This is a genomic window from Neobacillus novalis NBRC 102450 (assembly GCF_001591805.1).
Classification (GTDB): Bacteria; Bacillota; Bacilli; order Bacillales; family Cytobacillaceae; genus Neobacillus; species Neobacillus novalis.
In genome coordinates this window covers 76,904-99,013 of sequence record NZ_BCVP01000011.1, presented here as the reverse complement: position 1 = coordinate 99,013, position 22,110 = coordinate 76,904, and the positions used below count along the sequence as shown (strand labels likewise).

Annotated in this window: 20 protein-coding genes; 10 read left to right on the top strand and 10 right to left on the bottom strand. The window is 38.0% G+C overall.

The window, feature by feature from the left end:
• Nucleotides 1–70: 70 nt before the first annotated feature.
• Together BANVL01_RS10225 and BANVL01_RS10220 are read right to left on the bottom strand one after the other, a co-directional pair.
• Nucleotides 71–1,690, bottom strand: a complete 1,620-nt coding sequence (locus BANVL01_RS10225) for an ABC-F family ATP-binding cassette domain-containing protein (protein ID WP_066088741.1) — start codon at nucleotides 1,688–1,690, stop codon at nucleotides 71–73.
• 381 nt (nucleotides 1,691–2,071) lie between these two features.
• Entirely contained in the window at nucleotides 2,072–2,674 is a 603-nt protein-coding gene (locus BANVL01_RS10220; RefSeq protein WP_066088736.1) for an SCO family protein, read from the bottom strand.
• 147 nt (nucleotides 2,675–2,821) lie between these two features.
• Between BANVL01_RS10220 and BANVL01_RS10215 the strand changes: the two genes are divergently transcribed.
• The 3 genes from BANVL01_RS10215 to BANVL01_RS10205 all read left to right on the top strand — a co-directional run bounded on the left by BANVL01_RS10215 (nucleotide 2,822) and on the right by BANVL01_RS10205 (nucleotide 6,182).
• Complete coding sequence (locus BANVL01_RS10215) at nucleotides 2,822–3,217, top strand: CidA/LrgA family protein (protein WP_066147855.1); 396 nt, start codon at nucleotides 2,822–2,824, stop codon at nucleotides 3,215–3,217.
• Nucleotides 3,201–3,878, top strand: coding sequence for an LrgB family protein (locus BANVL01_RS10210; protein ID WP_066088733.1), 678 nt, complete (start codon nucleotides 3,201–3,203; stop codon nucleotides 3,876–3,878). Before BANVL01_RS10215 ends, BANVL01_RS10210 begins: the two co-directional genes overlap by 17 nt.
• Before the next feature lie 375 nt (nucleotides 3,879–4,253).
• Nucleotides 4,254–6,182: an endonuclease MutS2 gene (locus BANVL01_RS10205; RefSeq protein WP_066088730.1), complete on the top strand. Its 1,929-nt coding sequence runs from the start codon at nucleotides 4,254–4,256 to the stop codon at nucleotides 6,180–6,182.
• A gap of 44 nt (nucleotides 6,183–6,226) precedes the next feature.
• Here BANVL01_RS10205 and BANVL01_RS10200 read toward each other — a convergent pair whose 3' ends face one another.
• Complete coding sequence (locus BANVL01_RS10200) at nucleotides 6,227–6,463, bottom strand: hypothetical protein (protein WP_066088727.1); 237 nt, start codon at nucleotides 6,461–6,463, stop codon at nucleotides 6,227–6,229.
• A 62-nt stretch (nucleotides 6,464–6,525) separates the two neighbouring features.
• Here BANVL01_RS10200 and BANVL01_RS10195 point away from each other — a divergent pair, with 62 nt between their 5' ends.
• The gene (locus BANVL01_RS10195; protein ID WP_082804945.1) at nucleotides 6,526–6,729 is read left to right on the top strand and encodes a cold-inducible protein YdjO-related protein; all 204 of its coding nucleotides are present in this window, start codon (nucleotides 6,526–6,528) and stop codon (nucleotides 6,727–6,729) included.
• A 69-nt stretch (nucleotides 6,730–6,798) separates the two neighbouring features.
• On the opposite strand, the gene BANVL01_RS10190 is transcribed toward BANVL01_RS10195, so the two are convergent.
• Nucleotides 6,799–6,984 (bottom strand): hypothetical protein, encoded by a 186-nt coding sequence (locus BANVL01_RS10190; RefSeq protein WP_066088723.1) that lies wholly within the window; start codon nucleotides 6,982–6,984, stop codon nucleotides 6,799–6,801.
• Between the two features lie 121 nt (nucleotides 6,985–7,105).
• Nucleotides 7,106–7,243 (bottom strand): protein YhfH, encoded by a 138-nt coding sequence (gene yhfH, locus BANVL01_RS26705; protein WP_007086707.1) that lies wholly within the window; start codon nucleotides 7,241–7,243, stop codon nucleotides 7,106–7,108.
• A gap of 278 nt (nucleotides 7,244–7,521) precedes the next feature.
• Between yhfH and BANVL01_RS10185 the strand changes: the two genes are divergently transcribed.
• The 3 genes from BANVL01_RS10185 (at nucleotide 7,522) to BANVL01_RS10170 (ending at nucleotide 13,086) form a co-directional block, all read left to right on the top strand.
• Nucleotides 7,522–9,675: a PAS domain S-box protein gene (locus tag BANVL01_RS10185; RefSeq protein WP_066088720.1), complete on the top strand. Its 2,154-nt coding sequence runs from the start codon at nucleotides 7,522–7,524 to the stop codon at nucleotides 9,673–9,675.
• 317 nt (nucleotides 9,676–9,992) lie between these two features.
• The gene (gene fdhF / locus BANVL01_RS10175; RefSeq protein ID WP_235845529.1) at nucleotides 9,993–12,065 is read left to right on the top strand and encodes a formate dehydrogenase subunit alpha; all 2,073 of its coding nucleotides are present in this window, start codon (nucleotides 9,993–9,995) and stop codon (nucleotides 12,063–12,065) included.
• A gap of 190 nt (nucleotides 12,066–12,255) precedes the next feature.
• Entirely contained in the window at nucleotides 12,256–13,086 is an 831-nt protein-coding gene (locus BANVL01_RS10170; RefSeq protein ID WP_066088711.1) for a LysM peptidoglycan-binding and 3D domain-containing protein, read from the top strand.
• 47 nt (nucleotides 13,087–13,133) lie between these two features.
• Here BANVL01_RS10170 and BANVL01_RS10165 read toward each other — a convergent pair whose 3' ends face one another.
• Both BANVL01_RS10165 and BANVL01_RS10160 read right to left on the bottom strand, forming a co-directional pair.
• Nucleotides 13,134–14,432, bottom strand: coding sequence for an MFS transporter (locus BANVL01_RS10165; RefSeq protein ID WP_066088708.1), 1,299 nt, complete (start codon nucleotides 14,430–14,432; stop codon nucleotides 13,134–13,136).
• 215 nt (nucleotides 14,433–14,647) lie between these two features.
• Complete coding sequence (locus tag BANVL01_RS10160; RefSeq protein ID WP_066088706.1) at nucleotides 14,648–16,153, bottom strand: MFS transporter; 1,506 nt, start codon at nucleotides 16,151–16,153, stop codon at nucleotides 14,648–14,650.
• 398 nt (nucleotides 16,154–16,551) lie between these two features.
• Between BANVL01_RS10160 and BANVL01_RS10155 the strand changes: the two genes are divergently transcribed.
• Together BANVL01_RS10155 and BANVL01_RS10150 are read left to right on the top strand one after the other, a co-directional pair.
• Nucleotides 16,552–17,889 carry a TrkH family potassium uptake protein gene (locus BANVL01_RS10155; RefSeq protein ID WP_066088703.1) on the top strand — a complete coding sequence of 446 codons (1,338 nt, stop codon included), beginning with the start codon at nucleotides 16,552–16,554 and terminating at the stop codon, nucleotides 17,887–17,889.
• Between the two features lie 29 nt (nucleotides 17,890–17,918).
• On the top strand, nucleotides 17,919–18,572 hold the full coding sequence (locus BANVL01_RS10150; protein ID WP_066088702.1) for a potassium channel family protein: 654 nt from the start codon (nucleotides 17,919–17,921) through the stop codon (nucleotides 18,570–18,572).
• 49 nt (nucleotides 18,573–18,621) lie between these two features.
• Here BANVL01_RS10150 and BANVL01_RS27750 read toward each other — a convergent pair whose 3' ends face one another.
• Nucleotides 18,622–18,780 (bottom strand): hypothetical protein, encoded by a 159-nt coding sequence (locus BANVL01_RS27750; protein ID WP_169803164.1) that lies wholly within the window; start codon nucleotides 18,778–18,780, stop codon nucleotides 18,622–18,624.
• A 110-nt stretch (nucleotides 18,781–18,890) separates the two neighbouring features.
• The gene (locus BANVL01_RS10145; RefSeq protein ID WP_066088699.1) at nucleotides 18,891–19,079 is read right to left on the bottom strand and encodes a hypothetical protein; all 189 of its coding nucleotides are present in this window, start codon (nucleotides 19,077–19,079) and stop codon (nucleotides 18,891–18,893) included.
• Between the two features lie 421 nt (nucleotides 19,080–19,500).
• Here BANVL01_RS10145 and ltaS point away from each other — a divergent pair, with 421 nt between their 5' ends.
• On the top strand, nucleotides 19,501–21,459 hold the full coding sequence (ltaS, locus tag BANVL01_RS10140) for a lipoteichoic acid synthase (RefSeq protein WP_066088696.1): 1,959 nt from the start codon (nucleotides 19,501–19,503) through the stop codon (nucleotides 21,457–21,459).
• 148 nt (nucleotides 21,460–21,607) lie between these two features.
• On the opposite strand, the gene BANVL01_RS10135 is transcribed toward ltaS, so the two are convergent.
• Nucleotides 21,608–22,084, bottom strand: a complete 477-nt coding sequence (locus tag BANVL01_RS10135; RefSeq protein WP_066088690.1) for a hypothetical protein — start codon at nucleotides 22,082–22,084, stop codon at nucleotides 21,608–21,610.
• Nucleotides 22,085–22,110: the final 26 nt, after the last annotated feature.

Below are 22,110 nucleotides of genomic sequence, written 5' to 3'. Positions count from 1 at the left end.
TTCAATGATTTAAGTTCTGATAAGAAGAAAAAGGCACCCTGAGATTAAAAAATCTGGGCGCCTTTTTTTATTATTGATACATTTCAGCAACTTGTTTTTGAACATCTGCATTTTCAAGGTATTCATCATATGACATTTGCTTATCAACTAAGCCATTTGGTGTTATTTCAAACACGCGGTTGGCAATGGTTTGAATGAATTGATGGTCATGTGTAGCAAACAATAATGAGCCTTTAAAATTGATTAATCCATTATTGAGAGCAGTAATCGATTCTAAGTCAAGATGGTTTGTTGGTTCATCAAGTAGTAACACATTCGCGCCGTTTAGCATCATTTTGGAGAGCATGCAGCGAACTTTTTCTCCCCCTGAGAGGACGCTTGCTTTCTTTAACACTTCTTCCCCAGAGAAAAGCATTCTTCCTAAGAATCCCCTTAAGAAGCTTTCGCTATCATCCTTTGGAGAAAACTGGCGAAGCCAATCTACAAGGTTGAGCTCGCTGTTTTCGAAATACTCGGAGTTATCCTTAGGAAAATAAGCCTGTGTAGTGGTAATTCCCCATTTGAAAGTTCCGGCATCGGCTTCCATTTCACCCATTAGGATCTTGAAAAGTGTCGTCTTGGCAGCCTCATTGGTACCGACAAGCGCAATTTTGTCACCTTTATTCATTGTAAAACTAATATTATCAAGGACTTTTACACCGTCAATTGTTTTTGTTAACCCATCCACTCTTAATAAATCGTTTCCTATTTCACGATCTGGTGTAAATCCAACAAAAGGATACCGGCGTGAGGAAGGTCTTATATCATCAAGTGTTATTTTATCTAACAATTTCTTACGGGAAGTTGCTTGTTTTGACTTAGAAGCATTTGCGCTAAAGCGGGCAATAAAGGCTTGCAATTCCTTGATTTTTTCTTCTTTCTTTTTGTTCGCATCAGATGTCAGTCTTGTGGCTAACTGGCTTGATTCATACCAGAAATCATAGTTGCCGACATAGACTTGGATTTTTCCAAAGTCCAAATCAGCGATGTGCGTACAAACCTTATTTAGGAAATGACGATCATGGGAAACAACAATAACGGTATTTTCAAAGTTAATTAAGAAATCCTCAAGCCATTGAATGGCTTTAATGTCCAAGTGGTTTGTCGGCTCGTCGAGAAGCAGCACATCTGGTCTGCCGAATAATGCCTGGGCAAGCAAGACTTTCACTTTTTCTGAGCCGGAAAGGTCAGCCATTTTTTTATCGTGAAGGTCTTCGCCAATTCCAAGACCTTTTAATAGAATCGCAGCCTCTGGTTCAGCTTCCCAGCCATTTAATTCAGCAAACTCACCCTCAAGTTCGGCTGCTTTCATGCCATCTTCATCTGTAAAGTTTTCTTTCATGTAAATCGCGTCTTTTTCCTGCATGACTTCGTAAAGTCTTGTATGACCCATGATAACGGTTTTTAATACTTCAAATTCCTCATATTCAAAATGGTTCTGTTTTAAAACAGCCATTCGTTCATTCGGTCCAAGTTGTACTGTTCCGGTTTGCGCTTCGATTTCACCGGATAAAATTTTCAAAAAAGTTGATTTTCCGGCGCCATTTGCGCCGATAAGGCCGTAGCAGTTCCCGGGTGTAAATTTAATGTTTACATCTTCAAAAAGCTTTCGGTCTCCATATCGTAAACCTACGTTACTAACGGTAATCATATTTAAAACATCCTCCAAAAAACCATATTGCCATATATTATACCATGAAAATAGAAGAAGAGCGAATTCCTTAGTGAAGGATTAGATTTAGTAAGAAAAATTTTCTAAAAAAATTTTTCCATTTTCACACTTTATTCATAATTTTGGTGTAGAATTGTTTTTAAGAAGTCTTAAAGAGGGTGAAAAGTATGGCAAAAAAACAGCTTACTGAACTCGTTAACAAGTTAAAAAAAGCAGGTATCAAAGCGAGTCTAACCAAACCAAAGTCCAATTACCTTTTATCTTTACAGCAAATAAAAAAATTTCCTTCATCCGTGAATTGAATAAGAAAAATTGGTAATAAAAAGCGATTGATCCAAGGGACTAACCGCTTTTTTTTATTCACCTAATTTTCCCCATTATTTTGTTGTAGACCTCTTGTTTATTAAAGTCTTTTCCCATTGGAAATTTCGCGACAAATTTATTGTTTTGATCTACTAAATAAATAAAGGTGGAATGGACAAACTGCCCGTTTCCCGGGTCTTTGTATTGAAATTGCAAGGCATCCGTTACTTGGTTAATTTTGCTTTGGTCCTTTTTAATATTTTTCTTTTCCCCAGTTAAAAACATCCAATGATTGTCATTGTTAATTCCGAATCCTTGCATATAGCCTTGAAGAATCTCCGGGGTATCACGAAAGGGGTCAATGGTAATCGTGATAAATTCAATATCCTTACCGAAAACGCCGCTTTTTACTAAATCCTTTTTCAAGGCCACCATCTTTTGTGTGGTCGTTGGGCAAATGTCTGGACAATGGGTATAAATAAATTCAATTAGCTTTAATTTGGTCTTATCCTTACCAAAAATATAGCTATCGCCATTCTGGTTAATTAAGCTGACATTTGCTGGTATTGCCGCATTTGCATCCCGAATGAGAAAGAAAGAAATTCCTCCGGCAACCCCTAAGAACACGGCAAGACTGCAAATGAGATAGATTTTTTTCATTACTATCCCTCCTATCATTAAGATAAAGAAGTTTTTTAAAAAAAGATATGGATATTATGTGAACAAACATAATGCGTCTGATTTATCCTTCCTTTATACTTATTATTATTATTATTGGTTGTAATTTTGGGAAGACAGGTGTTTAACATGATTAGAAAGATAGGGAAATTTTCGATACAAATGGTAATTCTTATTGGTATTTATCAAATTGGCAATCTAACGGTACGGATTTTCCATTTGCCGATTCCTGGTAACGTCAGCGGAATTATTATTCTTTTCTTATTGCTTTGGCTACGTGTCATTCAGATTGACCATATAGAAATGGCAGCTGGCTGGCTGCTTAAGCATCTAGGCTTCTTTTTTATTCCGATTTCTGTAGGATTAATGACATTAGGGCCAGCTTTAATAAATAAAGGCCTATCATTACTTTTTGTTCTTATCGTCAGTGCTTTTATTGGAATTTTATCAGCAGGAAAAGCAACACAAGCTGTCATTATGAAAAAAGAAAAGGAAAAAGTGAATTATCATGATCACGCTTTATAGCATTCTCTTAACCGTATCTGTCTATCATCTTGCTCGTTTTTTAGCAGCGAAATATTCCTCTCCGTTAACAAGTCCGGTATTTATAAGCACGATCATCATCATTTTTATATTAGTTGCTTCAAATGTCTCTTTTGATGAATACATTCCTGCAAAAAACATCATGACCTATTTGCTTGGACCCGCAACGGTCGCACTAGCGGTTCCCATTTACAAAAATCGGCTTTTGTTTGCCAAATACTTTGGCGCAGCCATTATCGGAATATCAATCGGGATTGTGACCACGATAACATCGGCCATTCTAATAGCAAAATGCTTTCAATTTTCGAAACCATTTACGCTTGCTTTAACCGTAAAATCGGTTACCGTTCCGGTCGCAACAGAAATAGGGAAGATTATCCATGGCAATATTTCGTTAATTGCTGCCTACGTAATTATTACTGGAATGATTGGCGCGATGTTTGGGGCAAAGCTCCTGAACCTGATCAAGGTGGATCACCCATTTGCCAGGGGGCTGTCCATTGGTACGATTGCCCATGGCATTGGAACCGCTGAGGCTGTAAAAGAAGGGGAGGTACAAGGGGCAGTTGCGGGTGCGGCGATGGGAATTTCCGCTGTGATCACCTCGTTTATCATCCCGTATCTTATTCCTTTATTTTTTTAAACGAGGTTTACCTTTTAATATTGACAAATGGTTCCAAATATCATATTCTTTAGAAGAATTTAATTTTTCATGTAAGGGAGCATGTTTTATGTTAGGTGTCGTTCTTAACTAATCCAATCAATTGGATAGGTTCATTCCAGTTAACCTCGTTTTTTTTAATCTTTGTACGGGGGCTTATTTAGTCATGGAATGAAGTTAAGAACAATGGGCAAGCATAAGCATACATCTTTTTACCAATGTAGCTGTGTACACTCGTGTAGACAGTTTTTATTTTGGTTAAATTTGAGTATGAAAAATGAGTGAAACCACTCAGTATCCTTTAGCCGCAATGACATTGTTCATTGCGGCTATTTTTAATTTCAGGAGGAAAATAAAATGAACCAGCACACCATTAACACATTAGAATTCAATCAAATAAAAGAACAAATCGCACAATTTGCCTTAACAAAAGAAGGGAAAACAAAAATCGGGTGCCTGACACCTTCTACCAATAAAAGGCAAATAGAGGCTTGGCTTGATGAGGTTTCAGAGGCGGTTGAGATATTGAAAAAGAGTGCGAGTGTTCCTGTACATGGACTGGACGGGATGGGACAGCTGATAGGGAATATGAATAAAGGAGCTGTGCTTAGACCAGACCAGTTGACAAAGTTTTATGATTTTTTGGATTGCTGCGGCAAGATGCGCCGCTTTATGAAGGATAAAGTTTACTATGCTCCAAGAGTGTCTTCCTATATAGATGCAATTGATGAATTACCTGAGTTAGCAAATGAAATCATCCGCTGTATTCGAAATGGCAGAGTAGATGATTATGCGAGCAAGGAGCTATCAAAAATAAGAAAGCAAATAGCGATACTTGAGGAACGGCTGAAAGAAAAAACACTGCAACTGATTCGCTCGAATAAATATAAATCCTATCTGCAGGAAAATATAGTCAGCCAAAGAAATGGACGTTATGTTATTCCGATTAAGAAGGAATTTCGCAATAAACTAAAAGGAACGGTGTTAGATACTTCGGCTTCCGGTTCCACTCTGTTTATTGAGCCTGAAGAAATCGCCATTTACCAGGAACAGTTAACATGGTCCGTTGCCGATGAAGAAATCGAAGAGCAAAAGGTGTTGAGTTACTTAACCGGCTTAGTGGAGGAAAAGGAACAGCAGATCCACCTAGCAATGGAAACAATGATCCACTATGACTTCCTATTTGCAAAAGCAAAGTATTGTCGTTTTATTAATGGCTCTAAAGTGAGTATTAATGATACAGATGAAATTAACTTGATTCAAGCGAGGCATCCGCTTTTAGGAGAAAAAGCGGTGCCGTTGTCACTCCAGTTAGGTAGGGAGCTACAGGCATTAGTCATTACCGGTCCGAATACGGGCGGAAAAACGGTAACAATTAAAACTGTTGGTCTATTAACATTAATGGTTCAGTGCGGTCTTCATGTTCCTGCATCCGAAGAAAGTACCCTTTGTATCTTTGAGAAGATACTGGTGGATATCGGGGACGGACAGAGTATAGCTGAAAATTTAAGTACATTCAGTTCAAGGATTGTTAATATCATTGAAATCTTGCAGGACACTACTAACCGGACATTGGTTTTATTAGATGAACTAGGGTCTGGAACGGATCCCGGGGAAGGAATGGGACTGGCGACAGCGATACTGGAAACCCTTTATGAAAAAGGAGCGGCCATCCTGGCAACAACACATTATAGTGAGATTAAAGAGTTCGCCGAAATACATCACGGATTTATAAATGGTTCGATGGAATTTGATTTAAATACTCTTAGTCCAACCTATCGTTTGAATATAGGACGAGGTGGGGATAGTCAGGCGTTTGCTATCGCTCTAAAGCTTGGGATTCACCCGAAAATCATTGAGAGAGCCCATCAGATTACTTATAAGGAAGAGATGCAGTATACAACGGGAGTAACAGAAACTTGGCAATTGAAGGAATTAGATAAACAAGTGATGGTTAATAAATACAAGAACCGTAAAAGGGACACAAACAAAACCGAGATGAAAATGTCAATTTTTCAACAGGGTGATAATGTAAAAATCCCGTCAACAAATGAGTTTGGAATTGTTTATTCCGGTCCAGATACCGAAGGGAGTTATCTCGTCCAGATTAAAGGAGAGAAAGTTTCAATCAACCATAAAAGGATTACGCTATATATCGCGGCCAATGAGCTGTACCCTGACGATTATGATTTTGATATTATTTTCCAAACGAAAGAAAACCGCAAGAAAAGCAAACTTCTTTCCAAAGGACATGAGGAAAATATAACGATAGATTATAATGAATAAAAAAATGAAGGCTGGAACTTTTGTGAAGAAGTTCCAGCGCTTTATTATTTCTGTTTCATATAATTTTTAGCAATTAACGCTTTTACTTCATTATAGCTTAAACCAGACTGGCTGTTTAACCGTTTGACCTCTTCAATATCAGTTCCTACTACGGTATATCTTGTTTTAGCCGATAGGAAAGTATTAACTTTCCTATCAGGCATAAGTGCAACTACGCCTCTGTCTTCGCCTAACGGCTCGCCTAACGGCTCGCCTAACGGCGAGTTTTCTTTAATTTTCATTTTTAAATTCCTCCAAAGTTATAATCGTTTCCGGAAATGAAAAGGGACTTTTTGGACATACTATGAAAAAGGAGGCGGTTCTCATTTTTTATGGTAAACGTAAAGAAGAAGAAATTGAAGTAATACTGGTGGATACTGAAATCTATTCATGTATGGATCATTCGTGTATCGGTTGGATGAGAAAGGATTTTGTTGCGGACGACTTACTTTGCCCCATGTGCGGCAATGAAATGATGCAAGAAATAAGAGAGCTTCCGAAAATTTAACTACGGGATAATACAGAAGACTGTCACTGGAAAATGGACAGTCTCTTTTTTACCCCAAAAACCAAACTGCTATAGATTTTCGTTCTGCTGTCCAATTTCATCGCCTGCAATTATCGTGTTCGCTTCTTCAAGGAATTTATGTTCATCCACCGAATCCCCAGCAATATTTTTTAAATTAGGAAAAATAGCACCATTATTTATCGTCACTTGGGGTTCTCTTGGAGCAGTTGTTAAATACTCTTCCTTTTTCGCCATTCCCATCATCTCCTTTATTAAAGGTTTTGTTTCCAAAGCAAGGATTATCCCTGGCTAATCCTATCCAAAAAGGAAATAACGTGAAAAAACTCTCCATTACCTGGAGAGTTTTTTTCAAATATTACTCTTCTCTTTTCGATAAACAGCGATCGCATTCCATTAAATAACTTTCCGCTTGTTCCTCCATAATGTGCTGACCACATTCTGGACATTCTTTCTTTGGCAAATTTCTAAAAAATTCAACTGGACTCATTAACATAAAAAGCTCCCCCTTTATTAATACAGTTTATTTGAAGTGTCGTTGTTATAGTACAGTATAAACAAAAAACACAAAATTGTGTAGCCTTTTTTTGAAAAAACCGAAGAATTTTAAAAAATAAGACTTTTATCACAAAAACCAATAAAGGGTAATTTAAATGAATATTATTTTTAGGGCAAAATAAATTTGCCTTTCCTATTGATTTTATACTTCCATAACTTTCTTATTTACATTACAATCATAGTAGAAACAGATAAGGGAACGGGGGATGCTGGTTAATGAATGCATTGTTAGGAGCTTTTCATCCTTATTTTATTTTTATTGCTATTGGGTTAACCATCATGGCATCATATACAGCATTAGATATGTTTACCTTAATTAGAACATCCGACCAAAATAAACGGCTATTGTTCCTTGGTGGTACATTCTCAATGGGCATTGGAATATGGGTAATGAATTTTATGGGACTGATCTCCGCCGATACAGACCGATTTGCCAGCTATCACATACCACTAACGATTCTTTCCATTTTTATTGGGGTAGCTTTTACAGGAATGGCCTTTCTTTTGCTTTATGCTAAAACGATTCGATTTTACCATTTACTCGTCGGTAGTTTATTTCTAACGTTTGCCGTTATTGCGATTCAAGTAATTGGACTTTATGCGATGAACCTAAATGTAAAGTACAATCTACCTTTATTTACTTTTTCGGGGTTGTTAATCGCAGGGTCATTTTTATTTTCTTTATGGATTCTTTTTTCTTCAAAAAGCTACAATCAAAGTCATCAGGCTTGGTTAAAACCAATTAGTGCCATTATCATGTCGACCGCTATTGTCGAAGGACATTTCTTGTTAAAGCGGGCTACTGTAACAACAAGTGAAGTCCTAAATGGGTCAAACACAGAAAGTCCCTTTTTTATTTATTTAGTCCTAATTGTTTCAGTGTTAATTATTGGCGGACTCATTGTATCGAGTACTTTAATTAGTAAGCAGTTAGCGGCGACAGATACAAATTTAAAGGATATTAAGGCAGCGCTTGATGCGTCAACAATTGTTGCGATTACAGACCCTAGTGGAACAATCATCTATGTGAATGATAAATTTGAAGAGATTTCAAAGTATAAACAAGAAGAAATTATCGGTATGAATCATCGGATATTAAATTCAGGACATCATTCAAAGGAGTTCTTTAAGGATCTATGGAAAACGATCCAATCCGGAAAGATTTGGCGCGGAGAAATCCGTAATAAAGCAAAGGACGGCACATTCTATTGGGTTGATACCACGATTGTTCCTTTTTTGAATAAAAAAGGAAAACCAATCCAATATATTGCGATTCGGTCGGATATCTCTGACAGAAAAAGGGCAGAGGGGCATCTAAAGGAAACAATTAAAGAGAATAATGATATTAAATTTGCCCTTGATCAATCCTCGATCGTAGCCTTTACGGATGCAAGAGGGAAGATTACCAGTGTTAACGACAAGTTCTGTGAAATTTCCAAGTATAGCCGTGAAGAAATACTTGGAAAAGACCATAATATACTCAATTCAAGATACCACTCAAAAGACTTTTTCAAAAACCTTTGGAAGACGATTGGTGAGGGAAATGTATGGAAAGGTGAAATTAGAAATAAGGCAAAGGATGGGACGTATTATTGGGTGGACACAACAATTGTTCCCTTTTTAAATGAACAAGGAAGACCGTACCAATATTTAGCCATCCGTAATGATATTACAGAGCGGAAAAAAACAGAGGAGGTCCTGCACCGCCAGGATAAGCTTGCCGCCGTAGGGCAATTGGCAGCAGGTGTCGCCCATGAAATCCGCAATCCGCTTACCTCAATGAAAGGATATACAGAATTCTTACAGCTAGATGAAAAAGATCCGGAGCGGCAGGAGTTTTTGAATATCATTCTTGATGAAATTGAGCGGGTTAATACGATTGTTGAGGACTTTATGGTATTAGCAAAACCAAAGGCAGTCGAATTAGAAGAAAAGAATGTCATTCCTGTGATTCAAAATGTTGTTTCGCTGATTGAATTTGAAGCGCGCAAGAAGAATGTTCGCTTGTCATTTGACTGTGATCATGAAATTATCCAGATTGAATGTGATGAAAACCGCTTAAAGCAGGTTTTTCTAAATTTCATTAAAAACGGGATCGAAGCGATGCCAAATGGCGGGGATCTGCAGGTTAAAACATTTATTCACGATAATAATGTACAAATCTCGATTCAGGATTCAGGGGTTGGGATATCGAAGGAAAAATTGCAGAAGCTCGGGGAACCGTTTTTCACTACCAAGAAGAACGGGAACGGTTTAGGATTAATGGTTAGCTTCAAAATTATTGAAAGTCACAATGGTAAAGTATTTGTTGAAAGCGAGCCAAATAAAGGCACAACCTTTAATATTTTACTGCCGGCAAAAATTGCTTAAACGGAAATACCGTTTCACGGCACCACCTACTATTGAAATATAAATCATCCAAAGAACCTGACTAACTTAATAAAGGCGGTGTGAGCAGAGCTAAGCTTCACCTATTCAAAGAAAAAAATGTATATTTTCACATAGTTGGAATATGCAGATTCGTTTCTGCGGCGCTCCGCCCCTTTTCCTTAAAAAAACGAGAGATCTACTCTCGTTTTTTTTATATCCAAATTAATCCTTTTAAAAAAAGACAAAATATTTTCAAAAAAGGAATCTACAAAAGGAATAAATAGATTAATATGGTTATATAGGTATAAAAGTATTTTATGGGAGGGAACAAAGTGGCTGAAGCAAATTTTGTGAAAACAATCTGCGGATACTGTGGTACTGGGTGCGGCTTAGTCCTTGAAGTCCAGGATAATAAAATAATGAAAATCCGCGGGGATAAAGAAGCACCGGTGAACAAGGGACAAACATGTGTAAAGGGTGCATTTGCCTATGAATATGTCCATGCGAAAAATCGATTAACATCTCCACTTATTAGGACATCTGGTCAGCTAGTTGAAACAACATGGGAAGAAGCCTATCAATTCATTGCCAATAAATTATCCGCAGTTAAAACAACATGGGGTTCCAACGCGATAAGTATGTTTGCTTGTGCAAGAAGTACAAATGAATCCAACTTTATTACGCAAAAATTTATGAGAACGGTCATCCACAGCAATAATATTGATGGCTGTAACCGAACGTGACATGCTCCTAGCGTTGCCGGTCTGGCAACTGTTTTTGGAAGCGGTTTCCCTACTAATACTCTTGAAGATTTTGATAAGGCAGAAGTATTACTTCTAATGGGTTCAAATACGACAGAGGCACACCCAATTATCGCCAATCGTATGAAAAAGGCCGTAAAATCGGGTCTCAAAATCATTGTCATTGATCCAAGAAAAATTGATATGGTGAAAGTGGCCCATCGCCATTTACAAATCAATGTAGGCTCAGATATTGCGCTAATTAATGCATTCATTCACGTTATCATGAAGGAAGGCCTATACAATCAGGAATTTATCGAGCAATTTACAATCGACTTCGATAAATTAGCCAAACAAGTTGAGCCGTATACACCGGAAGCTGCAGCGGCAATAACCGGCTTAAAGGCGGAAGATATTATTGCAACAGCAAGGGAATATGCGAGTTCGAGCAGTTCAATGATCGCCTATACACTGGGTATTACCGAGCACCATTGTGGTGTGAACAATGTTTTTGATATTGCTAATTTAGCCTTATTAACTGGGAACATCGGGAAAGAAGGAACGGGGATTATGCCGCTTCGGGGACAAAATAATGTCCAAGGTGCAGGTGATATGGGCTGTTTACCAAACCAATTGGCAGGAGCAATGAGCCTAGCAAATGATGAATTCCGAGCTCGATATGAAAATGAATGGAAGGTAGAGCTGAATCCACAAGCTGGTGACACGCAAACCCGTACTTTTGATCGCTTAGAAATGGGCGAGTTAAAAGCTCTTTATATAATTGGCGAAAATCCGCTGCTTGCCGATGTTAATATGAATCATACGAAAAAGCTATTTGAAAAGCTCGATTTATTAATCGTCCAGGATATTTTTATGACGGAAACCGCGAAGATGGCCGATGTTGTTCTGCCTGCTCGTTCATGGGGAGAGGTGGAAGGAACGTATACCAACACGGATCGCAGAATCCAACGTGTTCGTAAAGCAATCGATGCACATCCTAATACAAAAGAAGACTGGGAAATCCTTTGTGATCTTTCTACAATGATGGGCTATCCAATGCACTATCATAATAGTGAGGAAATCTGGGATGAGGTTAGAAAGCTTGCCTGGGAGATGTATGGCGGCATTTCCTACGAGCGGCTTGAGAAAGAGTATAGCATCCATTACCCTTGCCCTGATGAAAGCCACCCAGGAACATTTATTATGCACGAAAGGTTCCATAACAAGCAGCCAATTGTGAAGAAGTCCCCATTTGTCCCTGTGGACTATACGGAACCATTAGAATTGCCAGATGCAGAGTATCCGTTTACATTAACAACTGGACGCCGCTATGAATCCTATAATACTCATACACAGACCCGCCACTATGCAGCAGGGGTCAAAGTGAAACAAACGGAGGAAACCGTCGATATCCATCCAGAAGATGCTGCTGTACTAGGTATTGCGAACGGAGATGTGGTACAGGTTCGTTCGCGAAGAGGGGAGCTTGAGGTGAAGGCAAAGGTTACAGAACAAGTGGTGCCTGGTCTTGTCTTTATGAGTTTCCATTGGAGTGAAACGCCTACGAATGTGTTAACCTTAAATGAATATGATCCTATTTCAGGGACTGCCGAGTATAAAGCCTGTGCAGTTGCGATTTCGAGGATATAAAAAATCTAAAGAATAGTGCAGGAAGGAAATTCCTGCACTATTCTTTTGTTCAAAGTATTTTGTTGCTTAGAAATATTATTGTAATATAATTGCCATTCTTGTAAATGAATTAACATCCATCTGTTCTTTGTTTCAGAAAAATCCATGTTATCATTGCTACAGTTAGCGTGAAATCATGGGAGGTAAGGAAATGATAAAAAAAATAAAAGCATTCATTGCTGTAGCTGCACTCTCAGGAACAGTAGGTGCTAATGTACAAGCTGCAGAGGTAACGGTGGAAAAAGGGGATACCCTCTGGGATCTTTCTCAAGAACATCATACTTCAGTGGAAAATATTCAAAAATGGAATCATCTTTCTTCAGCCCTTATTCATCCGGGAGATGTTTTAACAATTGCGACTGAAAAACAATATACTGTCGAGCAGGATGATACCTTGTCGGATGTGGCTGTGAAATATGAGGTTTCGGTTAATCAAATAAAAGAATGGAACAAATTAAATACAGACCTGATTCATCCAGGATTAAAGCTTGTCATCTATGATGAAATAGCTAATAATGCTAAAAACGCGGAGTCAGCACCAGTATCGAAAAAGAGCAATGCCAATCAAAGTGAAACTGGCCGTGATGAATCTTCTTCGCAACCAGCTGCCGCGACAAGTGAGAGCAAAAAACCCGCAGTAAAAGCGGCTGACAACGTTAGGGAATCTGCCGCAAGTGATAATAACAACTCAAAGGAAATTACTGTCAAAGCAACAGCTTATACAGCTTCCTGTGAAGGATGTTCCGGCACAACAGCAACGGGTGTTGATTTAAATGCTAACCCCGATGCAAAAGTCATTGCTGTGGACCCATCTGTCATCCCGTTAGGAAGTAAAGTATATGTCGAAGGTTACGGTACCGCTATCGCCGCCGATACAGGCGGAGCAATTAAAGGCAATCGAATTGATGTTTTTCTCCCTGAAAAACAAGACGCTTTAAATTGGGGTAATAAACACGTGACTGTAAAAATATTAAATAACTAATCAAAAAACCTGCCTAAACATTTAGGCAGGTTTTTTTGGTTAACCTTTTACGCTTGTTTTGCTAATGTTCTTGCAGCTGTTGCTTTTCGTTGGTAGAAGAACCAGTTAAGTCCAAAAGCAATTACATAGAACCCGATAAAGAAGTAAAATGCAGTAACTGGTGTACCAGTTGTTTTAACAGACCATCCGAAAAGCTTTGGAATGAAGAAGGAGCCGTATGCCGCGAATGCAGCTGAAAATCCGATTACAGGTGCTGCTTCTTTCGGAATAAAGATGTTTGGAATCATTTGGAATGTTGATCCAGAACCGATACCAGATGCAAGGAAAAGGACTAAGAAAGAAATTAAGAATCCGGCGAATTGTTTACCATTTAAGAAATAGATAACCCCTGCTGCTCCAATTCCCATGATCACTAAAACATATGCTGTTACCCTTGCGCCGCCTAGTTTGTCAGCCATCCAACCGCCGACTGGTCTTGCAGCAGCTGCCAATAAGGCGCCAAGAAACGCAAGTGAGATGTATTCAGGAAATTGAGATTTTAATAACAACGGGAATGCTGCAGAATAGCCAATGAATGATCCAAAGGTTGCCACATAAAGGGCAGTCATAATCCAAGTGTGTTTTCGTTTCACAATTACGAATTGATCTGCTACCGTTTGTTTTGCTCCTGGTACATTATCCATCTTAAACATAGCAAGGACCGTCATAATGATAATCGGAATGACCCAAATAAATGCTGCGTTTTGTAAATATACGGCCTGACCGTTTGCTAATACTTGTTTGCCGCCAACTAGTGCGAAAGTGCCTGAAGTAATAATTAATGGTGTGACGAATTGGACAACAGATACACCCATATTTCCTAACCCGCCGTTAATTCCTAAGGCTGTTCCTTTTTCTTTCTTAGGAAAGAAAAAGCTAATATTGGCTGAAGATGATGAAAAGTTACCGCCGCCAAGACCACAAAGTGCTGCCAGCAAAAGCATAATAGAGAATGGCGTATCTGGATTTTGAACGGCAAAACCGATTCCGATTGCTGGAATTGCTAAAACCGCTGTCGAGATTACTGTCCAGTTCTTACCGCCCATAGATCCGGCAGCAAAGGTATACACAAAGCGAAGTGTTGCCCCAACAAGACCTGGTACTGCTGCTAGGGTGAATAATTGTTCATCGGTAAAATGAAAACCGATATCGTTAAGTCTGATTGCCACCACTGACCAAATTTGCCAAACGATAAATGCGAGCATTAAAGATGGTACAGAGATCCATAGATTTCTTCTTGCGTGTTTTTTTCCTTCTGCGTTCCAGAACTTTTCATCTTCTGGATTCCAATAATTAATTCGGGCCATGATTGTTTCCCCCTATATGGTTTCTAATTTTAAATTAACAAGTTGCTGTTGTTTATGTTGTTACTATAATCCACATGGTAACATGATTTTTGTGACGTACGTCACAAAAATAGTGAAGGATTTGTGAATTCAAGTTAAATGACAAAAAGTTGTAATAATTATCTATTAATCAATAAAAAAGAGACCTTCTATGGGAGAAGATCTCTGGATTGATATTAATTTTTCTTTGAGTTTTCGGTCTCTTCGTTGAACATTCCAACATAATTTTTTGTTTCACCGGCGTCATCTTTGATGGCTGTAATCGTTAACCATTCTTTATATATTTCATTATTTTTGCGTTTATTCCAAATGTAGCCTTCCCACAATCCTGTTGACTTTAAACGATCCCACATTTTTTTATAAAAATCATTGTCATGTTCCCCAGATTGAAGAACACTTGGTGTTTTTCCGACTACTTCCTCCTGGCTAAACCCGGTTATTTTTGTGAATGCCGGGTTGACGCTTTGAATAATTCCATTGACGTCAGTAACGCAAATGCCGTCAACAGCATGGTTCACTATCTGAGCGGAAATATCGAGCTTATCTTGATAGTAAAGCCAAACAACGATAACAAGGCTTGCAAGTGAGAATTCAGATAGCGACATAAAACCAATCGCATAATGTCCAGTCCAATTAAAGAGTATCGTAAGTATGAGTGGCGGGAAAAAACCGCCAAGACCACCCATTGCGGCAACGATTCCATTGACAATCCCAGCTTGTTTTGAAAAATATAATGGAACTAGCTTAAAGATGGCCCCATTTCCAATCCCTGCGAAGAAGGCAACTAACAAACAACCGAAGGAATAAATCGGCAGCGATGGTGTGAACGAGAGCAGGAACCCTGCAAAGGTTAGGCTGAAAAATACTGCCATAAGAATAAGAAAAGGATTAATTTTATCACCAAGCCATCCGCCTACTGGCCTAAAAAAAGTAGCCAGGGCAATGAAACCTGCTGTTCTTAAGCCGGCGTCGACCTTATCTAATTCAAAATGATTAACTAAAAATGACGGCAGATAAATAGTGAACGCAACGAAAGAGCCAAATGTAATGAAATAAAATAAACTTAAAAACCAAAGTTTAGGATTTTTATAAACCTGTTTAAAGCTTGCCGAAAAGGAATTTTTTACTTTATGTTCTTTTTTGTCCCCAAATAGGAAATTTATAATCACAAAAATTAATACAACAATTAGATATATCTGTATCGTCGTTCTCCATCCAAAGGAATTAGCGAGTACTGGGGCAGAAAAGGATGTAATGGCTGTCCCGATATTACCTGCACCATAAATTCCATTAATAAAGCCGTGACGAGCTTTCGGATAATATTTCGGTAACGACGTGACCCCGATTGAAAAGACTGCCCCACCAATTCCTAGCAAGAATCCTCCTAGTATCAGCATGAAAATCGAATTTGCATAGCTAATAATGGCGATTGGCAGAAGCAAAATAATAAAACTAATCGTAAATAATATTCTGGCACCATAACGATTGGCCCAAAATCCAATTGGAATCCTGAGCAGTGAGCCAAGGATAACAGGCACTGCCGTCGCCCAGGCAATTTGCGTCGAAGAAAGGTTAATATCCTCTTTAATAAATGGCATTAGTGAAGAAATTAGTACCCAGACCATAAAGCCAGCTACAAGGCTTCCTGTTTGAATAAAAAGCTGTTTTGTTCCTTGATTCATTTTTATCCTCCTCAATTCCCATTCCCTCTAATTTCCTAACAAATCGTTATATAGATAGATATTGAATCATTATTAATTTACCCTTTTTTCTAGACTTGTGTCATAGCTCTTCGAAAAAAATCAGTAAATTGATCGATAACACATATGAAAAATTTTCCACGTAATATCATGATAATAATTTTTATTTATAGCTAGTTGAGTGGTATATTTTTCCTGTATTGACATTTCCCGTTATAGTATATCGAATTTTAACAAAAAGAGAAATAGAATGAAAGGAAAAAAGGGCCAGTCGAAAAAAAACCTAAATATTTAGGGTTTCTTTGGGAAAAGTAGAATAGACAAACCCTTTATTTAAGCATAAAATTATAGCCAAAATAATATGGGTTAGGAAGGAAATTATGCAGCGAAAAAAGTATTATCTAGATCCTCCTAAGATTCTAGTATTGGGATTTGCCGCGATTATTTTATTGGGCTGTTTATTATTAACTCTGCCAGTTTCAACTGTCAATGGACACGGGCTCTCATTCCTAAACGCCTTATTTACAGCCACATCGGCCACATGTGTTACAGGCCTTGTTGTCGTGGATACGGGTACTGCTTTTACGTTATTCGGCCAATTAGTTATCCTGTTTATGATTCAAATTGGCGGCCTTGGATTTATGACGTTCGCCACACTTTTTGCCTTTTTATTAGGAAAGAGAATTTCCTTAAAGGAAAGAATTTTGCTGCAGGAATCATTAAATAACCTATCAATGGAAGGAATTGTCCGGTTAGCTAGAAGGATATTAATTTTTACTGCTGTAATTGAATTTGTCGGGGCAGTCATTTTGGCTATTCGTTTTTCATATGAGATGCCTCTGGGGAAAGCAATTTATTTCGGAATTTTCCATTCAGTTTCAAATTTTAATAATGCGGGATTTGATCTGATAGGTCATTTTCAAAGCTTAACTACCTATGTCGATGACCCAACAGTTGTCTTAACAATTTGTGCCTTAATTACCCTCGGAGGAATTGGATTTATCGTCATGAATGAACTTTATGACTACCGACATTCTAAACGGTTATCCTTGCATACAAAAATTGTCTTGGTAACAAGTGGATTTTTGTTAATAGGCGGTACGATTGGAATCTTTTTATTAGAATTTTCTAATGAAAAAACATTAAAACCTTTAACTTTTTCAGGGAAAATACTCGGGGCGCTATTTCAATCCGTTGCAGCCAGAACTGATGGAGCCAATACGCTGAATCTAACCGATATGACCCAATCATCTTTATTGTTAATTGTGTTTTTAATGTTTGTCGGCGCTTCTCCTGGTTCGACTGGCGGCGGTATTAAAACAACTACCTTTACTACATTAATTGGAGCAGTTTGGTCGCAAATACGTGGAAAGGAAGATGTTATTTTTTATCGGCAGAGAATCGTTTATGAAACGATTTACAAAGCATTGACCGTAACTTTTAGTGCCTTGTTTCTTGTTATGACGATTACGCTGTTATTAACAATTACGGAGCGGGGGACCGATTTCTTAAGGCTTGTCTTTGAAGCAACGTCCGCATTTGGTACTGTTGGTTTATCAATGGACTTATCCCGCGAATTATCTCCTTTAGGAAAGGCACTTATAACGTTTACGATGTTCGCCGGCAGGGTGGGACCATTAACAATTGCCTATGCCGTCACCATTCGTAGAAATCCGGATTCATTCCGATACCCTAAGGGTAAAATAATGATTGGGTAGTTTTAACATCAAGGGGGCTCGATGAAAAAATGGCTAACCAATACGCAGTAATTGGTTTAGGTAGATTTGGGCTAAGTATTGCCAATAAGTTATTTGAATCTGGCCAGGAAGTACTTGGGGTGGATGTAAATGAGGAGCGGGTGGAAGAGTCGCATCCGTATGCAACCCATTCGATTATTGCAGATTCGACAGATGCTGAGGCATTAAAATCGATTGGGATCCGAAATTTTGATACTGTCATTGTGGCAATAGGAAATGATATCCAAGCGAGCATCCTTAGTGTTTTGCTTTTAAAGGAGCTAGGGGTTAAAAAGGTGATTGCCAAGGCACTAAACAAGCTTCATGGCCAAGTGTTAAAAAAAGTGGGGGCGGATTGGGTAGTTTTTCCGGAACGGGATATGGGCATTCGAGTTGCCCATCAGCTTTTATCACCCAATGTTTTGAATTTTATTGAGATATCAAAGAATTATAGTGTGGAGGAAGTGAAAATACCGGATCGGATGTTGAACAAAACCTTAAGGGAGATTGACTTGAGGGCTAAGTATAATTTGAGCGTTATTGCCATTCGCCATGGAGATGAAATTAATATTTCGCCGTCACCGGATAAAAAAATAGACCATGGGGACGTCCTGGTCGTGATAGGGGAGAATCGTGATCTCGAACGATTTGCAAATCTTAAATAAACTGAGAAAACCCTTTCTTCAAATAATGGCAGGGAAAGCTCCCTGCCTTCTACATATCTTCGTTTTCTTTTTCGATATCACTTGGCTGCGGCTGTTCCTTTGAAACAATACTCCCAAGCACCTCTCTGTTATAACTACTTGCATCTTTTCCCGCTCCCGGCGCTATATTGGCCATTGGAAGCTGTTCTAATTCTTTCCCTCTGGGCATTTTCCTCACTCCTTTTGCTTAACTTATCCAAACGAAGAATTAAAATTCATTTGGAAGTGCCAAAATGAAAGTGGTGTAACCGCCTTCTTCTATTATATATTCTTTTCATTTTAACGGTTGTAGGGATAATCAATTTCCACACCATTCATGGATCCGGGATCAGCTAGGACTTCAAGGCTGTTTAGATAATTTTCCAACTCCATTTGCAGTTCTTTTGGAGCCCCTGCCTTTAAATGCCAATTTCCAGGCTCATCAACAAAATATGGGCTCTTTGTAAATTCGGGTCTAATTCTCGGCATACTTTTAATCCCCTTTCAGGACATTTTTCTTCATTGCGGTTATCCAACCATCTTTCTTCCTATTATTAGTTTGTTCCATTTTTCTGTAAAAATAAGGCTAAATTCATATTGCATAGAAAAAGGTTCAGGTTTATGATAATTAGCAAATGAATAGTAGGTGAAACTTTTTCTTACTTTCGTCGTCTTATATTAATGATGATTGAAACTGGCTTGTCCACACATGACCCACACAAAAAATATGGCAGACTTGCCATCAAGAATTTTCATTTCTGTCGAATTAACTTGAATATTGACATAAATTATTGCTGTACATAAGACAGAAAATGGCATGATTTATGTTTTTATTTTCTATGAAAATGTGATATAGTAATTGAGGTTCGTTTACCGAAGCTTAATTGGTAAGTGAGAGGAGAATATAGAAATGAATAAACTAAAATTGCCTAAAAAATTAAACAATAGTCATATTACGTTTTTTGCAATTGCCGTAGTTTTATTTTGGATCAAGACCTATACGGCATATCAACTTGAATTTAAACTAGGAATTGATAATAGCCTGCAGAAATTTCTGCTTTTAATTAACCCATTGAGCTCTGCCCTATTCTTTTTTGGAATCGCCCTGCTGTTTAAGAAGCGTACAAAACTGGTCATGATTATCATAAATTTCTTTTTATCGTTCTTATTGTACGCAAATATAGCCTATTATCGTTTCTTTAATGATTTCATTACAGTACCAGTTTTAATGCAAACAAAGACTAATGCTGGTCAACTCGGAGATAGTGCCCTATCTTTAATGTCTCCGTTTGATATTTTATATTTTACCGATTTCCTTATTTTAATAGCATTAGCATTAACCGTTTTTAAGAAGGTTACGGTAACGAATAGAAAATCATTTAAAATTGTGCTTTTGTTTGCCATTACCACATTTTTATTTAATCTAGGTTTAGCAGAGAAGGATCGTCCACAGTTACTTTCGCGTTCCTTTGACCGAAATTACTTAGTTAAATATCTTGGTGCCTATAACTTTACGATTTATGATGCTATTCAAAACATAAAATCTTCAAGTCAGCGTGCTTTGGCTGACAGCAGTGATATTACCGATGTTGAGAACTATCGGAAAGCTAATTATGCTGCACCAAATTCAGAATACTTTGGTAAAGCAAAAGGGATGAATGTGATTTATGTATCAATGGAATCCTTCCAAACCTTTATGATTGACTATAAATTGCCTGACGGCCAGGAAGCAACACCGTTTTTAAATTCCTTGGCCCATGATAATAACACCTTTTATTTTGAAAACTTTTACCATCAAACAGGACAAGGGAAAACATCAGATGCTGAATTCTTAATGGAAAACTCTTTATATCCTATGGGTCAAGGTGCGGTATTCGTTAATAAGGCTCTGAACACCTTCCAAGCTGCACCGGCTATTTTAAAAGGCCATGGCTATAATTCTGCTGTATTCCATGGTAATATCAAAACGTTCTGGAACCGCAACGTGATGTATAAAGCTTTAGGCTATGATCAATTTTTTGATTCTGAATACTATAGCATGTCAGATGAAAATACAAAGAACTATGGAATGAAGGACAAACCATTCTTTAAAGAATCAATGCCGATGCTTGAAGGTTTGAAACAGCCTTTCTATACAAAGTTCATTTCATTATCGAACCACTTCCCATTTGCGATGGATCCGGGCGACACAGATTTTCCGGCCGGTGATTTCGGGGATACGGTGGTAAACCAATATTTCCAATCGGCCAATTACATGGATCAAGCATTTGAACAGTTTTTTAACGATTTAAAAGCTGATGGTTTATATGATAATACTGTGATTGTGATGTACGGTGATCATTACGGCATATCCGAGAACCATAATGAAGCAATGGCAAAAGTGCTTGGTGTTGACGAAATTACACCGGAAATCAATACGAAATTACAGCGCGTACCATTATTTATCCATGTTCCTGGTGTTAAAGGTGGCGTTCAAAAGCAAGTCGGCGGTGAAGTGGATGTCCGTCCAACGGTTCTTCATTTATTAGGTATTGATACCAAGGATTATATGGAGTTTGGTTCAGACCTTTTATCTAAGGATCACCGAAATTGGACTTTATTCCGAAATGGTGATTTTGTGTCTTCAGATGTCATTCAGATTAAAGATAAGTGCTACTCATCTGAGACAGGCGAATTACTGGAAAATGCTGAATCATGTAAGGATATTTCTGAAAAAGTGAATACTGAGCTTCAGATGTCCGATGAAATCGTCTATAAAGATTTGCTCCGTTTCTACAAACCAGAAGGGTATACACCTATTAATCCAGATAATTATAATTATTTAGGCCCTAAAGGAAGCAAAGGGGTAAAATCATCCGGAAATAATTAAAAACAGAGAGAAGATTTATTCTTCTCTCTTATTTTTTGATACATTAGGGGACTAGTACAGATAAAGAGGCGGAAGACGGCGGCTATCGAAAATCAAAGAGATGAAAAAAAGGCAGTGCTGAAATTTCAAGCACTGCCCCTTTTTTCGACTATTTTCTACTAAAGCCCTCTTCCTGCAAAAACGCTTCTGCTTCCCCGTATGTATCAAAGCTGGCATCGAGGTTTAATCCATAATAGATATTCCAGCTTTCATTTTCATTTATTAGTATTAGCTGATTGTTTTCACCGTCAATCCAGCGTTCTTCCGATGAATCTCCAATGATTGCTTCCTCAGATGCTGTTTTTTCAATTAGTGATAACCCTTCAATCGCAGATTGTAGTAATTTTCTTAGTTGGTCGGCGGAAAAATCACGGATATTTACCAAACCCTTTTCGTCCGTTTCATAGTCCCCTGACTTTCCAGCATAGACAAAGCCATTTCCATTCGGATGTAAATGATAAACAATATTTTTTTTATCCGAAATACTATTAGGGAATTGAAAATTTAAGCGGCCGAGGGAAACATTCTTTCTTTCTAATTCCGGGAACGATTCGATAATGGCTAATTTCTCATTAAATGTAAGCATAACTTCCTCCATCTTTAAATATCAAC

Excerpts from the sequence above, each read along its gene's own strand:
- BANVL01_RS10225 (WP_066088741.1), bottom strand. The coding sequence starts at position 1,690 with ATGATTACCGTTAGTAACGTAGGTTTACGATATGGAGACCGAAAGCTT.
- BANVL01_RS10220 (WP_066088736.1), bottom strand. The coding sequence starts at position 2,674 with ATGAAAAAAATCTATCTCATTTGCAGTCTTGCCGTGTTCTTAGGGGTT.
- BANVL01_RS10215 (WP_066147855.1), top strand. The coding sequence starts at position 2,822 with ATGATTAGAAAGATAGGGAAATTTTCGATACAAATGGTAATTCTTATT.
- BANVL01_RS10210 (WP_066088733.1), top strand. The coding sequence starts at position 3,201 with ATGATCACGCTTTATAGCATTCTCTTAACCGTATCTGTCTATCATCTT.
- BANVL01_RS10205 (WP_066088730.1), top strand. The coding sequence starts at position 4,254 with ATGAACCAGCACACCATTAACACATTAGAATTCAATCAAATAAAAGAA.
- BANVL01_RS10200 (WP_066088727.1), bottom strand. The coding sequence starts at position 6,463 with ATGAAAATTAAAGAAAACTCGCCGTTAGGCGAGCCGTTAGGCGAGCCG.
- BANVL01_RS10195 (WP_082804945.1), top strand. The coding sequence starts at position 6,526 with ATGAAAAAGGAGGCGGTTCTCATTTTTTATGGTAAACGTAAAGAAGAA.
- BANVL01_RS10190 (WP_066088723.1), bottom strand. The coding sequence starts at position 6,984 with ATGGCGAAAAAGGAAGAGTATTTAACAACTGCTCCAAGAGAACCCCAA.
- yhfH (WP_007086707.1), bottom strand. The coding sequence starts at position 7,243 with ATGTTAATGAGTCCAGTTGAATTTTTTAGAAATTTGCCAAAGAAAGAA.
- BANVL01_RS10185 (WP_066088720.1), top strand. The coding sequence starts at position 7,522 with ATGAATGCATTGTTAGGAGCTTTTCATCCTTATTTTATTTTTATTGCT.
- BANVL01_RS10170 (WP_066088711.1), top strand. The coding sequence starts at position 12,256 with ATGATAAAAAAAATAAAAGCATTCATTGCTGTAGCTGCACTCTCAGGA.
- BANVL01_RS10165 (WP_066088708.1), bottom strand. The coding sequence starts at position 14,432 with ATGGCCCGAATTAATTATTGGAATCCAGAAGATGAAAAGTTCTGGAAC.
- BANVL01_RS10160 (WP_066088706.1), bottom strand. The coding sequence starts at position 16,153 with ATGAATCAAGGAACAAAACAGCTTTTTATTCAAACAGGAAGCCTTGTA.
- BANVL01_RS10155 (WP_066088703.1), top strand. The coding sequence starts at position 16,552 with ATGCAGCGAAAAAAGTATTATCTAGATCCTCCTAAGATTCTAGTATTG.
- BANVL01_RS10150 (WP_066088702.1), top strand. The coding sequence starts at position 17,919 with ATGGCTAACCAATACGCAGTAATTGGTTTAGGTAGATTTGGGCTAAGT.
- BANVL01_RS27750 (WP_169803164.1), bottom strand. The coding sequence starts at position 18,780 with ATGCCCAGAGGGAAAGAATTAGAACAGCTTCCAATGGCCAATATAGCG.
- BANVL01_RS10145 (WP_066088699.1), bottom strand. The coding sequence starts at position 19,079 with ATGCCGAGAATTAGACCCGAATTTACAAAGAGCCCATATTTTGTTGAT.
- ltaS (WP_066088696.1), top strand. The coding sequence starts at position 19,501 with ATGAATAAACTAAAATTGCCTAAAAAATTAAACAATAGTCATATTACG.
- BANVL01_RS10135 (WP_066088690.1), bottom strand. The coding sequence starts at position 22,084 with ATGCTTACATTTAATGAGAAATTAGCCATTATCGAATCGTTCCCGGAA.